12 protein-coding genes are annotated in these 14,209 nt (G+C 45.4%); 4 read left to right on the forward strand and 8 right to left on the reverse strand.

Annotation, left to right across the window (positions count from 1 at the left end; translation table 11 throughout):
- The first annotated feature begins 389 nt into the window (after nt 1-389).
- Both GZ78_RS16725 and GZ78_RS16730 read left to right on the forward strand, forming a co-directional pair.
- Nucleotides 390-776 (forward strand): hypothetical protein, encoded by a 387-nt coding sequence (locus tag GZ78_RS16725; protein WP_152558794.1) that lies wholly within the window; start codon nt 390-392, stop codon nt 774-776.
- Between the two features lie 199 nt (nt 777-975).
- Nucleotides 976-1,620, forward strand: coding sequence for a GNAT family N-acetyltransferase (locus GZ78_RS16730; protein ID WP_034838633.1), 645 nt, complete (start codon nt 976-978; stop codon nt 1,618-1,620).
- An 85-nt stretch (nt 1,621-1,705) separates the two neighbouring features.
- Here GZ78_RS16730 and GZ78_RS16735 read toward each other — a convergent pair whose 3' ends face one another.
- From GZ78_RS16735 to GZ78_RS16760, 6 genes are all read right to left on the reverse strand, one after another.
- Nucleotides 1,706-2,263 (reverse strand): hypothetical protein, encoded by a 558-nt coding sequence (locus tag GZ78_RS16735; protein WP_034838635.1) that lies wholly within the window; start codon nt 2,261-2,263, stop codon nt 1,706-1,708.
- 137 nt (nt 2,264-2,400) lie between these two features.
- On the reverse strand, nt 2,401-3,123 hold the full coding sequence (locus GZ78_RS16740; protein WP_034838638.1) for a hypothetical protein: 723 nt from the start codon (nt 3,121-3,123) through the stop codon (nt 2,401-2,403).
- A gap of 311 nt (nt 3,124-3,434) precedes the next feature.
- The gene (locus GZ78_RS16745; RefSeq protein WP_201772743.1) at nt 3,435-4,082 is read right to left on the reverse strand and encodes an AbiTii domain-containing protein; all 648 of its coding nucleotides are present in this window, start codon (nt 4,080-4,082) and stop codon (nt 3,435-3,437) included.
- A 526-nt stretch (nt 4,083-4,608) separates the two neighbouring features.
- A complete protein-coding gene (pepN, locus tag GZ78_RS16750; protein WP_034838641.1) occupies nt 4,609-7,245 on the reverse strand; it encodes an aminopeptidase N in 2,637 nt (878 codons plus the stop codon).
- A gap of 139 nt (nt 7,246-7,384) precedes the next feature.
- Nucleotides 7,385-8,224, reverse strand: coding sequence for a DUF2797 domain-containing protein (locus tag GZ78_RS16755; protein WP_407919790.1), 840 nt, complete (start codon nt 8,222-8,224; stop codon nt 7,385-7,387).
- Between the two features lie 26 nt (nt 8,225-8,250).
- The gene (locus GZ78_RS16760) at nt 8,251-8,508 is read right to left on the reverse strand and encodes a DUF1315 family protein (protein WP_034838646.1); all 258 of its coding nucleotides are present in this window, start codon (nt 8,506-8,508) and stop codon (nt 8,251-8,253) included.
- Between the two features lie 302 nt (nt 8,509-8,810).
- Here GZ78_RS16760 and GZ78_RS16765 point away from each other — a divergent pair, with 302 nt between their 5' ends.
- Nucleotides 8,811-10,580, forward strand: coding sequence for a trans-sulfuration enzyme family protein (locus tag GZ78_RS16765; RefSeq protein WP_034839478.1), 1,770 nt, complete (start codon nt 8,811-8,813; stop codon nt 10,578-10,580).
- Nucleotides 10,581-11,188: 608 nt separating this feature from the next.
- Here the strand turns inward: GZ78_RS16765 and GZ78_RS16770 are convergent.
- Both GZ78_RS16770 and GZ78_RS16775 read right to left on the reverse strand, forming a co-directional pair.
- The gene (locus GZ78_RS16770) at nt 11,189-12,058 is read right to left on the reverse strand and encodes a rhomboid family intramembrane serine protease (protein ID WP_034838648.1); all 870 of its coding nucleotides are present in this window, start codon (nt 12,056-12,058) and stop codon (nt 11,189-11,191) included.
- A 42-nt stretch (nt 12,059-12,100) separates the two neighbouring features.
- Nucleotides 12,101-12,985, reverse strand: coding sequence for an NAD(+) kinase (locus GZ78_RS16775; protein ID WP_034838651.1), 885 nt, complete (start codon nt 12,983-12,985; stop codon nt 12,101-12,103).
- A 233-nt stretch (nt 12,986-13,218) separates the two neighbouring features.
- On the opposite strand from GZ78_RS16775, the gene GZ78_RS16780 reads away from it, so the two are divergent.
- Nucleotides 13,219-14,148, forward strand: coding sequence for a DUF1853 family protein (locus GZ78_RS16780; RefSeq protein WP_081869910.1), 930 nt, complete (start codon nt 13,219-13,221; stop codon nt 14,146-14,148).
- Nucleotides 14,149-14,209 lie beyond the last annotated feature (61 nt).

The raw sequence follows: 14,209 nt of genomic DNA on the forward strand, positions 1-14,209 counted from the left end.
CGGGGTTCCGGCGGTTTGCTAGACCTTACCGGATGAAGGGCTTTCACCTTCAATTTCTTGCCGATTTATCTCGGCGCACTGGGTGTCCCTTATATGTCCCTATTCTATGCACACTGCCACTTAACGCCAAAATCAGGGGCTGCGCCGCAGGCGCAGTCCCCTGGATTTTTTTGTTAGGGCGGGACACTTGCACATAACCTACTATTTTTTGCAGGACTTAAATATGGGGTCTACGCTTAGCTGGCTTCCATGAGAAGCATAATGGGCTTACTTGTTCATTTTGACGTAAGCATAACTCACATACTGGACTAAAGAGTCAACGAAAAGATGCTGATATTTCGGCCTTTTCAGATTCGAAGCCATACTTAATTTTCTATATGGAGAACCGTATGTCTGTGAAAATCCGCCCTGATATCTTCGCCTGCTTACTGCGGTATATGATCCTTGCTGCGAGAGCTAAACGTCTAGTGCCATATAATGAAATTGAAAATGCTTGTGGCCTTGGGCATAACATGGTCGGGCATTATGCCGGAGCGCTTGGTGATTTTTGTATATATAATGAATTACCGCTACTCAATGCTCTAATAGTTAATACGAAGGAATGTATGCCATCTCATGGTTTTGAGGGCTACATTGAAGAAGAAGGTAATCATGAAAATTGGGGGCAATGTGTTGCTGCTTGCTTCAGTTACTTTCACCAACCAATTGTACGAGAATTGCAGGTTAAGGATTTCAGCGGTTTAACCACCCTAGCTAGAGACTGGTTTGAGGATTAATTCTTAACACTCATTCAATCAAATTAGGCTACCTTTCGGTGGCCTTTTTTTGTGAGGTACTGAGCCCTAACGCCTAAATCAGGTGCGCCGTAGGCGTCACCTGGATTTACTTGTTAGGCGCATTCTCGTTTTAGGGAACTATTTTTTTTATGCGAGGTCAATATGTTTAATCTCAAGGAAAAGGTTAAGATAAGAGTATATGAATCCATTAAATGATACTTATAGAGCTATACCGCGTGAACCAATATATTTATCAGATACTTTATTGAATAAAGCACGCTTTAATGGACATTCGGTTGTTCTAGTAGAAGATTTATCAGAAGAATCTTACTTTCTCTATTTCGCTAAATCTCAAGGACATAAAACAAACGCAGATGATAGAGGGCAAATGAAGTCAGATCTTAAATCATCTTTAGCAAGATTTATTAACCGAAGAAAATTTACAATTGAATTGAAAAACATAACAACATGTACCTTGGTTGGCTTTATTTCGTGTAAAATTGAAGGACGTGATGACAAAAAAGTTCTAGATATTAAATATTTATCTATTTCCAGAGATAATCAGAGAAAAGGTTTTGGGTCATATTTAATCAAGTGTGCAATTGATATTGCTGAAAATCATTGTATACCTAAAGTTACTTTGGTTGATGATTTTGGAACAGAAGAATTTTATACAAAAAAAATAGGCATGCATAACTTGGGACCTCTTGGGGGGTTAAGAGATAATATGGAGTTAAACATATCTAGTTTTAAGCATTCATTAGACTCCAATATATCTCACCTTGACCTATATCTTTCTGATAGACAAAAAAGAACACAATTAAAGCATCTTTCTGTCGTTTAGAGTTTTAGCGCCTAACGCCAATTTCAGGGGCGCCGAAGGCGTCCCTTGGAAATTTTTGTTATACGGCGGTAATGACAGTGTTGAGTTATAACTCAACTTGTTGTAATTCTAAAATAGTACAATGAAAGATATTCTTCTTTCCTTTGGTTTTTGAATTTGGCTGAATAAGAATAAAAAATAGACCTCTTCCTTGTCTATACTCTTGAAACTCTTTTTCAAATGAGCTGTCGAAACGATCATATTTTTTTCCCGAGATAGGTATGTAACTATTTTCCTCTACTCCAAAAAGTGCGTCGCAACGGAGTGACGAATGAAAACTATCTAAAGTATTTTTCAGAGATTCCGTTCCTACAGAACCATTCAATTGATTACCTGGTATAGCTTTATTGAAAATATAACTAACAGAGAAGAAACTATCTTCAGGGCTTTCTATGTATTGATTTGAATACAATTCGCTCTTAAGGGAATCTGGGATTAGCTTCGCACATTTTCCGCTCAAACATTTAGATAGCTCACTTCTAATTGATGGTTTGAATTGATTTTTAGCTTTTATACTATTTATTTTCAGAATCATCGCTGAATCTGCTGAAGCAATCGATGTAGATAAGAATAAAAAGAGTATAGAAAATTTCTTTTTTAGCATGGTTAACCTCATAATTTAAATAAATGTAAATTGTTAGACTTGCCTATTTAGATTTAGTTCAAATGTTATTTCGAGCCGTATAACGCCTAAATCAGGTGCGCCGTAGGCGTCACCTGGATTTACTTGTTACACGTATTTTAACTCAGTTTGTTGGTTATAAGAGAAGCAATAACACCCAAAAATACAGCCCATGCAGAAGAAAGTAGTATTGACCATACAGGATAATTTTTTATCCACCCAAGGATTTGATAATACTTTTGTTTTTGGATTGACTTTATTTCTGCTTTGGCATTTTTGATAGTGTTGGATGAAACTTTCTCTTTCAATAATCGTTGTGTGCAGTCGTCGCAAATTTGTGGGGAATGGCATGAATGAACAATATCCTCTTTGAGGCCATTCATATCATAAAGGCAGCCACGAGTCTCATCATGTGTGAAGTTAGTGAACTCTTCAGTTTTTGGAATTCGATTACCATTTCTCAAATATACAAGGCTGTATCCATAAATTAGCCTTTTAACAACATTTTCTAATGGGATGTTTTCATACCGAAGATAGTCAGCAACCTCATGAAATGTAAATATAATCGTGTTGTTTGATACTCTGCGAGTGTAATAATTATCTTCCAAGGGAACTGATGTGAGAACTATAAGAATATCTTCGCCATTCTTTTTTGGAACCTCACTTGATAGTAAAGCATCACTATAACCCCAGTCTTCCAAATCTGTGTCTGAGTTTAGAGAGTAGCTTTCTATTGCTCCGACAACTTCAAACAGTCTTGAAGTCATCTTCTCAATTTTTTCTCTGTGAAAATCTGCTGGCAAATATCCAACAGAAACGATCTTAACTTGAAGTTTACTCATATCTCTCTTAATACGTGTAACGCCGCCATCAGCCGACGCCGTAGGCGGTCGGCTGGATGGCTTTGTTAAGGCACAATTGCAGCCAAAGCCGGAAGAAATGGAGCTATTACCGGACCAAGAACTGTGATGTGATTTGATAGTAAAGACATAAAGTTTTGATAATGATTTTTAAAGCTATCTGTACCTTGCGTAGAACGCATTTCTTCAATACTTGCCGAAGCCTCTTCAGATATTTGTTTATCCTGTATGTCCTTTAATGCGTCTAATAGCTGATTGAAAAGTTCAGCGTTTGGGTCGGATTTTGTTGCATGTTACTCGAAGCTATGACTTCCTGTAGCAACATTTTGCACATCACCAGAGATATATGTATTAAAGATTTGCTGAACTTTTTCTGGTGCTACAGGTGTTGAATTTGGTTCAGCTTCACCTGCTGATGGGTCTTCAGCTTCAATTTCTAACACGAAATTTAAAATCCTATTTCTAATCTCATCCAAGGCTGCAACCAGGCCGTTAATCGGAATTACTTTCCAGGCTTGCATGCAGTTCATATTTTGATAAATATTCCTTCCTACTAAAGCAACGAAATCAGGATTCCATGGCTCTTGGAGTGTACCACTATCATTATTCGCAACGAGCATTTCAATTGATGCTACTGGCTCCGATAAATAGGAAGTAGAAAAAGTCTCTCTAAACTCCTCAGGGATACAACTCATTGGGATATCAGCATTTTTTAGTCCTGAACCGAAAGCTCCCGAAAAGTGCCCCTTAGAATGTACTGAGAAAATTCTATAGTCTGGAAAGTCTTCAGCTGTCTTGTAACCGCTTAGCTCATTCTCAACCCACTCCTTAAAGTCAGTACTCCCTAGTCTTGCTGCTAATACTTTACATTTTCTTAAGAGTCCAGCTAGATCTTGATTCGAATCAATAGCTGAATTTTGTATTTCTCTTAGAAGCGACATCTGAACTCCTTTTGTGCCTTAACAGCTTACATATACGACTCAATGTCGCATAACATACTATCTGAGGGAAACACGACTTTCTCCAGACCTCTTAATTACCAAGGCCTGTAGACCAAATCCGACCTTTTTCTGATCATTATTCAACCTGTCGCATTTCATGATTTGTATATTTTCCGCTTAATATTCCAACACTCTCTTAATCCTAATATTTTTATTTAAAATCAATCAGTTAGATAACTAAGTCAAAATCTACTTATACGAACTCAATGTACGTAACTTTCGTACAAACTGAATGAAGAGCTTCTGATGAATTGTGAGAAGACACGCTACCGCCCATAGACTTCGACGGTAGAAGAAATCCCGAGCGTTTGTCCCTGAGTTCAATGTGCATCCTGCTGTTCTGAAACGGGTTCAGTTTTATGATTGAGCGACATTGTGCCAGTATCCGATCGGAAAAGGTAGGTATTAGTACGCACTAGATTCTACCCTGTTTCCATTTCGGAAACAGGGTAGAGAGAGGCAGGCATTACAGGCTCTTGGTGACTACTTCATAAATGTCGGTGGATAGATCGGGTACAGCCTTGATCCGCTCCAGTGCTTTTCTCATGTGTTCGCGACACACGGGCTCGTATTTCTTCCAACGTGTCAGCGGTGTCATCAGACGAGAAGCGGTTTGCGGGTTCTGTTTATCCAGAGTAATGATCCAGTCCGCCAGGAACTCATAACCTTCGCCAGAGCCTGAATGAAACTGTTTCATATTCCCACTGGCAAAACCACCCAATAAGGCTCTCAACTTATTTGGACTGGTGCTGTCAAAAGATGCGTGTTCCAACAGTGACTTCACATGTTCCAGGGTGCCCAACGACGGGCTGGCACTTTGCATCATGAACCAACTGTCCATGACCACTGAGTCATTTTTATAGCGATCCAAAAAATCATTCAACAGGGCGTCAATTGTTTCCTGACTCTGATAACTGGAATTGATCACCGCACTCATCGCAGCACGAAGATCGGTCATGTTGCCGGCGCTTCTGTACTGATCTACTGCCAGTTGTTGCTGACTGTCGTCTTCCAGTTCAGATAGATAGCCCAGACAGGTGTTTCTCAGGGTTCGCTCAGCAATTTCAGTCGCTTCTGGACTGTAATCACCTTTTTGCTCCAGTGTTTGATAAAGCGCCTGAATCTGATTTTTATGAGCCACCGCAATGGCCTTGCGAACACGGCTTCTGGCTTCACAGATTTGCAGCGGGTGTATTTCTTCGGCCTGCTCTGCCAGACTTGCTTCCGTAGGCAGTCTTAACATCTCTGTTTTCACAGCTTTGTCTAACTGTTCATCCGCCAGAACCACCCCAAAGGCTTCGATGAGCTTTGAGTCAATCTCGGCTTCTTCCCCTTTGAGCAATCCCTTAACCAGGTCTTGTATCACTTCTGTTGCCAGACGCTGTCCTGCATCCCAGCGGTTGTAGCCGTCGCTGTCGTATTTCATCAGGAACACAAGGTCTTCACGACGGTAGTCATAGTTAACACGAACCGGTGCCGAGAAGTTTCTGAGAATCGAAGGCAATGGTTTTTCAGTCAACCCGTCGAAGGTCCAGGTTTCATTGGCAGCGGTCACCTGCAAAACCTGTTCAGTTTCTCCAACTTCGTTCAGGGGCAGTGCCTGCCCCTTCTGGTCCAACAGTGCAATTGCAACAGGAATATGGAAAGGTAGCTTGCTGTCCTGTCCGGGTGTGGCTGGGCAACTCTGGCCAATGGTCAGGGAATACTGCCTTGAAGACGGGTTAAAATGATCGGTAACCGTAATCACCGGTGTCCCTGCCTGGTTATACCAGTTACGGAACTGGCTCAGGTCTACACCGGACGCATCTTCCATGGCTTTGACAAAGTCTTCACAGGTAGCCGCTTCGCCATCATGGCGGTCAAAGTACAGGTCTGACCCCTTGCGGAAATTATCTTTACCAACAATGGTCTGAATCATCCGGACGACTTCACACCCCTTTTCGTAAACGGTCAGGGTGTAAAAATTAGAAATCTCGATAAAAGACTGCGGACGAATAGGGTGAGCCATGGGACCAGCGTCTTCCGCAAACTGCGCGGTTTTCATCACCGTGGCATCTTCGATTCTCTTGACGCCCCGAGAGTTCATATCTGCAGAAAACTCGGCATCACGGAATACAGTAAAACCCTCTTTCAGGCTCAACTGGAACCAGTCACGGCAGGTGACCCTGTTGCCAGACCAGTTATGGAAGTATTCATGGGCAACAATGGCTTCTACACGCTGATAGCTGGCGTCAGTCGCTGTGTCCGGGCTGGCCAGTACACAGGAGGAATTGAAGATATTCAGCCCCTTGTTTTCCATTGCCCCCATATTGAAATGATCGACCGCTACGATCATGAAAATATCCAGATCGTACTCTCGGCCATAAACCTCTTCGTCCCATTTCATAGACTTTTTCAGGGACACCATGGCATGGTCACATTTGTCGATGTTGTGGGACTCAGTGAAAATACGCAGCGCCACTTCTTTGCCACTCATGGTGGTAAAGGTGTCTTCCACGACTTCCAGATCCCCTCCGACCAACGCAAACAGATAGCTGGGCTTTTTGAAGGGATCTTCCCAGGTCACCCAGTGTCGTCCACCATCAAACTCACCACGGGCAATGTCATTACCATTGGACAGCAGAACCGGGTAGCGTCCCTTGTCAGCAATCACCTTGGTGGTGAATTTTGACATGACATCCGGGCGATCCAGATAGTACGTAATCTTACGGAATCCTTCTGCCTCGCACTGAGTGCAGAACATGCCGTTGGATTTATACAACCCTTCCAGCGAAGTGTTTTCCTGAGGACGAATACGGGTCACAACCGTCAGGGAAAATGCCTGACTGGCCACCGGCACAGTGAGGCTTTCTGAGCCCTGAATATACTGTGCAGGGGTCAGTTCAGTGTCGTCAACACAGACACTGACCAACTCCAGATCGATGCCGACCAGAGTCAGCTCAGGGGTGTCTTCCCCATGATCTTCATTGCGACGCACTCCGAGTACCGAGGTGACCAGAGCATGATCTTCAAACAGATCAAAAGTCAGATCGGTGGTGTCTATCCAATAGTCAGGAGCCTGATAATCTTTCAGGTAAATGGCTCTGGGTTGCGCGTCTTTCATGTTCAACCTTCCTTTACCATGGCCATGCCCTTGTTGTTTTTATTGGAGTCTGACGCCCATTGGCACGGCCATGGCTGTTTAGTGTTAGAGCTTTTGGCTCAAGATTTAAAGGGAGCCCCTATGCTCCCCTTTTCACTGATCAGGCAGTAACGGATACGTTAACCTGATACGAGGTATGCTTGCGAATATTGATCACACCGGTATCGAGGATCAGATACTGCCCTTTGATCCCCATCAGCACACCTTCAATAACCGGCTTTTTGTCAAAGGACATTGAAGTCACTTTGACAGGATATTGCTCTACCGGATAACGAATATCAACGATTTCCGGATCAACCACCGGGGCTATTGCCTGCAGACCAAACTGTTCCTGCAGGGCTTCCATTCTTGAACGATTCATATCCAGCAGATCACTGGCCTGGGTTTTCAAATCCAGAGGATCTGCAGTTCCTTTCAGCATGGCTCGCCAGTTGGTTCGATCGCTGACAAACTCCTTGAACAGGGTTTCGATCAAACCAGACTGCAGTCGTGTAGAAACCCGGACAAAAGGCAATGCCTGGGTTGCCCCCTGATCCACCCACCGGGTAGGAACCTGAGTTGCACGGGTAATGCCGACTTTCAAGCCCGATGAGTTGGCCAGATAGACCACGTGATCGGTCATACAGAATTTTTCACCCCAGGCAGCGTCCCGACAAGTGCCTTCATGATAATGACACTTTTCCGGACTCATGATACAGCTGTCGCACTGAGGCAATTTTTTGAAGCAGGGATAACAGAAACCCTGACTGAAACTTTTCTTCGTCTTGCGGCCGCAATGGCAGCAGTTGATCTCACCCTGATATTCCAGAGTCAGCTTTTTCCCCATCAGTTCATTCAAGGGAAGCAGAGTATCGCCTACAGGCAGCTGATACTCTACCGGCTGATCCTTTACCAGCACGGACTCCATTTTGCGCAGTGCGCCAGTCAGACTTTGAGTCAAGTTCTATACCTCAGTCTTTTATTAGCTCAAGGCTGCTTAAAGCGCAGAATGGTGGTTTCAGACTCATCCTGCTTCGGCGCACTCTTGCAGCCCACAGGCATGTAGCCAATGCGCTCTTCTTCCGGCAGATGCTCATGTTCCCAGGCAATCAGAGCGTCCAGAATAGCTTCCCGGTGCTCTTCATCCAGCTTGTCGCCATTAGGCCAGCGGCTGAGTTCAAGGGACTGTTTCATGTTTTGATAGATTTCCGGAGTCATTTGTTCCAGAAAGTCTTTGAGTTGCATTCAATCAACCTTTCAGTGTGCCATGCTCAGGAGTATTGGCTTTTCACCCATTACATGGTCTGATAAATAGAAAAGGATAATACTATCAAATCGCCACAAGCGAAGAATGCCCATAACGTAAAAAAATGCCTGTAGCGGTAAATAATGCCTGTAGCGGTAAATAATGCAGTCGGCATCACCTTAACGGGATGTTCGCTGTCATTCCCAATAAAAACAAGCCTTAAGCGGGAAGTGCCACCAGCTCTGTATCACAAAGCCCAAGCACTCTCTTAATGAAAGATCTTAATAAAAAGGATCCGTTCATGGATAACCAGATTCCTGTTATGCAGCGTCTGTCTCCCGTTCGAAACTCTACTCAGGCTCAGAATGCCGACACTCTCGCCTCTGAGCAGCTTCAGCATTTTGGTATTCAGCCTGACACCCCATTTGGTCAATCTTTACTCAGTGCTGCCAGCAGCCTTTATCAGGCAGGCTCCGATATCAGCCAGTTTGAAAGTCTCTGCCAAGCTATAGCAACACTGCCGCAATCTGACAAGATCAGCCATTTCAATGCCAAAAAGTTTCTCTGTTTCCAGCTGGCCAAGCTCATTGATATGCTGCAACCCAGTATGAAGCAGGATTATCATGCCCTGAAAATGGATGTCAGCAGCCGTGCCGTTAAAGGCGATTATCCGTTATTTGCCAATGTTGGCGCCCTCTTCTCAGCCACTCCTGCGGTGGTCAAAACAGCCACCTATCTCTATGCCTGTACAGAATGGGTAGAAGACGCTTTTCAGGGTAAGGAAAGCACTCACCCCATTTACAGCCGCTTGCTCAACCCCACGTCTATTTCTCTGGCTAATACTCTGACGGCTCTGGAAGCCGGTGAAAATGCGGCTGAGTACATGACCTGGAATTTTAACAGCGGCATGGCGGCCATTGACGCCCTGCTGGCGAACCAGCTCAGGCATGGTGATATTTTGCTGAGTTCACGTAATGTTTATGGCGGTACCTTTCAGCTGATGCAGGATTTTTATGCCCGCCCTGACCGCATGGCAGTCAAGCTCGAATGGTTTGACGGGTTCTCCGGCGAAGCCTTCAAAACAAAACTCAAACAGGTTGAAAAGAAATACCCTAAGGCTCTCAAGGAGGGCAAGAAGATTCTGGTTTACCTGGAGTCCCCCTGCAATCCCCACGGTAATGTGATTGATGTAGCCAGTATCTGTCAGATGAGTCATGAGAAAGGGTATCGGGTTGCACTGGACTCAACCCTGGCCACTCCCTTTCTTCACCGCCCTCTTCGCAACAAAGACAAAAGCAAGCGACCGAACTGGGTCATTCATAGCTACACCAAAGATATTTCCGGTTCTGGCAGTGCCACTGCGGGCGGCATTATTGGAGAAAGTCGTCGTATGTTCCTGCCCAAAAACACCGAACATGAGGGCGTGCGCTGGGATGAAACCCTGTTCTGGGATGTTTATTACATCAAAGGAGCTTTTCTGGATGCCGATAAATCCCTGGACATTATTAATGGTCTGAAAACCCTGGAAAGCCGCATGCTCTCCAAATGCATCAATACTCTGGTATTCAGCCACTATCTTGATGCCCATGAGCAGATTCAGGTCAACAGCCACGCACTGAGCAGTCACCCCAACTCAGACCTACGAGAAGAGCAACTTTATCTTGGTCTGCCCAGCCCACTGTTCAGTATTGATATGGAAAAGGCTCATATTCCAAGGGAAGCCTTTATCCGTTTCTTTGACGCCCTGGAGCCAGCTTTTGGCCATATGGTCAGTCTCGGCCAGAGCAATACTTTAGTACTCTGTCCGGCTTTGACCTCCCATTCGGAAATGGACGAAACGGCGCAGAAAGAGGCCGGTATTTTCCTGACGACCATTCGTGTGGCCATGGGCGATGAGAACCCGAGGGATCTTGTAAGACAGTTCAAGGCTTGTGCAAAACTGCACCTGGATCCGGTCATGCCGGGGTTCTCTGAACAGTTTATGTCGGACAAAGATCTGGAAACGATCATCAGGAAAACCCACCTGGATGTTCACAGCAGACATCTGGAGTTCATGAGCCAGGCGCCATAAAGTCAGTGAGCCATCACAACCTGACCTTTGCATTTGAGAAATGATTATCAGAACGAATAAATTCTGTACAAAACTGAAAACAATATTCGATATGTTCTGATAAGACTCATCTTTCAGACAGCGCCAGAGGATCAGGTTGGAAAGCTCATGCATCATCATGAAAGAGCAGTAATCGCAGCCCACCGGTTTGGCCTGAGAGCCAGGCCGGGGGAATTAGAGGCCATCATCCCGGACCCTGAAAAGTAGCTCACCCATCAACTGCTGACCCCTCAATACCGCACTCAATTGCCTTCCACCGCTGAGTTGATGCGAACGATGTATGATTTCAACAAGGCTCAAAAAGCTTTCAAGAAAAATATGGCAGCCAAGCTGGAAAATGACTCACGAGAGAACAAGCACCCGATGCCATCATGCTCAAAATAGGCGATTGAGATACCAATCATGATCGCCAGACTGAACAGACAATTCAAATAACTGAACTCTGGTCTGGCTGAGCTACAGAAACGTTTGGGAAATCAGGGGGATCACATTGAAACACCTGAAAGCAGTACCAAAACGTTAGCTTTCTGACGATGGACAGATTGTACAGAGCAGATGAGCCATCACGCTTAAATCTTGATTCTGGACTTGAACATCAAGGCGGCCAGCCCACCTAAAACAACCCCGGAGACAAGCCCACCAAGGTGAGCGGCATTGGCCATTTGCCCCAGTACCGACCCGAGAATGTCGGTATAGCCAATCACCAGCCACACAATCATAAAACCATAGATGGCCGGTGGCAGCCCCATGTAGAAACTTTTGTCCAGACGTTCACGAACCATACTGTATCCCATGAGCCCGTAGACCACTCCAGATAGCCCTCCAAACAGTACCGAACCATCTGACATGGCATACTGGGCAAAGTTTGAAAGGACTCCGGTCAGCATCACCAGACCTAACAGATGGATCCCGCCCTGATGCATTTCAATTCGACCACCCAGTACGTAAAACATCAAAGCATTGAAGACCAGGTGTAAAATCCCGAAGTGGATAAAGATCGGGGTTATCAGGCGCCAGTACTCATGACTGTCAAGCGTATACCCCAAACTGGCAAAATAAAGGTAGCCATTGGACACCTTGAAATCGACGAAGGTGAAACAGGAAATAGCCTGAATATTCTCACCCAGATGAGTCAGGACAGCCACCACCAGACAAACTGCCAGAATCAGGAAAGTAAAAGGAAAGCGCTTCCAGGGAATGCTTTTGAAAAAGCTGCCGACTTCAGGCCCTTTACGGGGAGGAGCCACTTCCAGCTCCAGCTCTCCTGACAACCAGTCCTGATAGAACTGCTCTACAGCCTCGCCCTGCTGCTCATTCTGCGTCCATAGTACTTGCTTCCCAGATTCCTCTGTGATTCTGTGCGGCACGCCCTGCCGGTAAAGAAAGTAGGACAATGCACTCAAATCCTTGTGTGCAGGAAGCTCCAGCGCCCTATACATAGTCAACTCTTGTTATGTTCAAACCGGTTAGTGTAGACAAGATCACTGTGCATCCTCATTGGGATACCATCTTAATTTGGATCGGCAGGCTTCGTAAAAATTGTGATTTAAAGGGTGAAGCAGTTTCAGTTGCTGCTTTTTCTTACGAATCAGAATGACATCATCAGGTGCCAGCTCGATATCAACCTGTCCGTCAAAGCTGATGCGAGGATGAATTTCATTACCTTCATAAATCACCAGCTTCAACTGGCTGTTGCCGTCCACCACCAGAGGGCGGTTCGTCAGCATATGGGGATACATGGGCACCAGCACGATAGCATCCAGCTTGGGATGCATGATAGGCCCCCCACCCGACAGGGCATAGGCTGTTGAGCCGGTAGGTGTGGCCATAATCAGACCATCAGAGCGCTGACGATAGACAAACTGATCTTCAATAAACAGTTCAAACTCTATGATCTTGGTGGAAATGCCCGGATGAAGAACGACATCATTGAGAGCATTACCACAGCCAATGGTTTTACCTTTGCGCTCAACCTTGGCTTCCAGCAGAAAGCGGCTTTCCATCCGGTATTGGCCCTTGAGTATTTCACCAATACTGTCTTCCAGCTCATCGGGAGAAACATCGGTCAAAAAGCCCAGTCGGCCACGGTTGACCCCCACCACCGGTACATCATAAACAGACAGTTCCCTGCCTGCCCCCAGCAAGCTGCCGTCACCGCCGACCACCACTACCAGATCACAGGTTTTGCCCATCATAGCCCGGCTACTGACTTGCAAACCATGATCCGGTAAAAGATCCGACAATTGCTCATCCAGTGATACAGCTACACCCTGCGATTGCAGAAAATTGGTCAGACGCTTCAGGGTCCCATCAATATGAGCTTTACCCTGACGGCCTGTCACTCCTACCCGCTTGAATTCTTCCATCGGTCTAAATCACTTGTCGTTGGTGAATTTACCCTGCCCTCACAACATCACGCCTCCCATAAATGAAAGACGGTCATCTGATGAGCGAATTAAACACACCGATATGAATCTGTTACTCTTATCTGTAATCTGCTGAGTGCCCAGAGGTCAACATAGATGAGCCATCATTTAGTAGTAGTCATTCACATAGTAGTCATTCACACTCATTGGCCAATCACTATGAACTCCAAAAAATGAATCGTCTTTCTCATCAGCAGATTGCCCGGGACATAGACTGGTTACTCAGTAGCCCCTCAATCATCAACCCAAATTGTGATTCGAGATTCATCTGCCCGGCAACCCACCCGGTACACCACTACCAGATTACAGGCTCTGGCTATTCAGAGCTAGTGGATATTCTGCATCAACGGCGCAGTCACCTGCTGGGTATTTATTATGAATCACTCTGGCAGTATATTCTCAGGCATTCCAAAGAACATCAGCTGATCGCCTGCAATCTTCAGGTTCAAAACAACCACAAGACACTGGGCGAATATGACCTGATTCTGAAGTCATTGCGAAAGCAGGTTTTTATTCATCGAGAGCTGGCCGTTAAGTTCTATCTGGGCCTGCCTTCCAGCACCCGATCCGCCAGCCCTTGGAACCACTGGATTGGCCCCGGACTCAGAGATCGGATGGACAGAAAGCTCAACCATATGTTGACGCATCAGATCACGCTCTCCGAGACGCTGGCGGGCCAGGTCGCCCTCAATGCTCTTGATATTACTGAAGTCACCACAGAAATTCTCTTTCAGGGGTACCTGTTCTATCCCATTACCGGTATCTGCCCAATCCCTGAAGATTCTGCCGCTGATCACCTGTGCGGGCACTGGCTGCCCATTAATCAGCTATCAGCCTGGCTGGATCGTGAGGCCAATGAGGCTTGCTACCTGCCCATGCCTAAATCCCTTTGGCTCTCTTCATACAGAGGTTTACCTGATCCTTCCATTCACTTATCCAAAGAGACACTCATCCAGCGTATGCAGTCACAACTGTACAAGAGCGCACGCCCTCAATTGGTGATTCGATGCCATGAACAGGATGGAGAGATTAAAGAAAACTGTCGTTTTTTTGTAGTTCCCGATGACTGGGAAGCCAAGGCCTTAATGGCCGCAGAAATATAAGCAGCTACCTTTAATAGAACAATTTGTGTCTACTGTTTCTCAGTATTGATTAATACTTCAG

The organism is Endozoicomonas numazuensis, from assembly GCF_000722635.1.
In the GTDB taxonomy this organism is placed as follows: Bacteria; Pseudomonadota; Gammaproteobacteria; order Pseudomonadales; family Endozoicomonadaceae; genus Endozoicomonas_A; species Endozoicomonas_A numazuensis.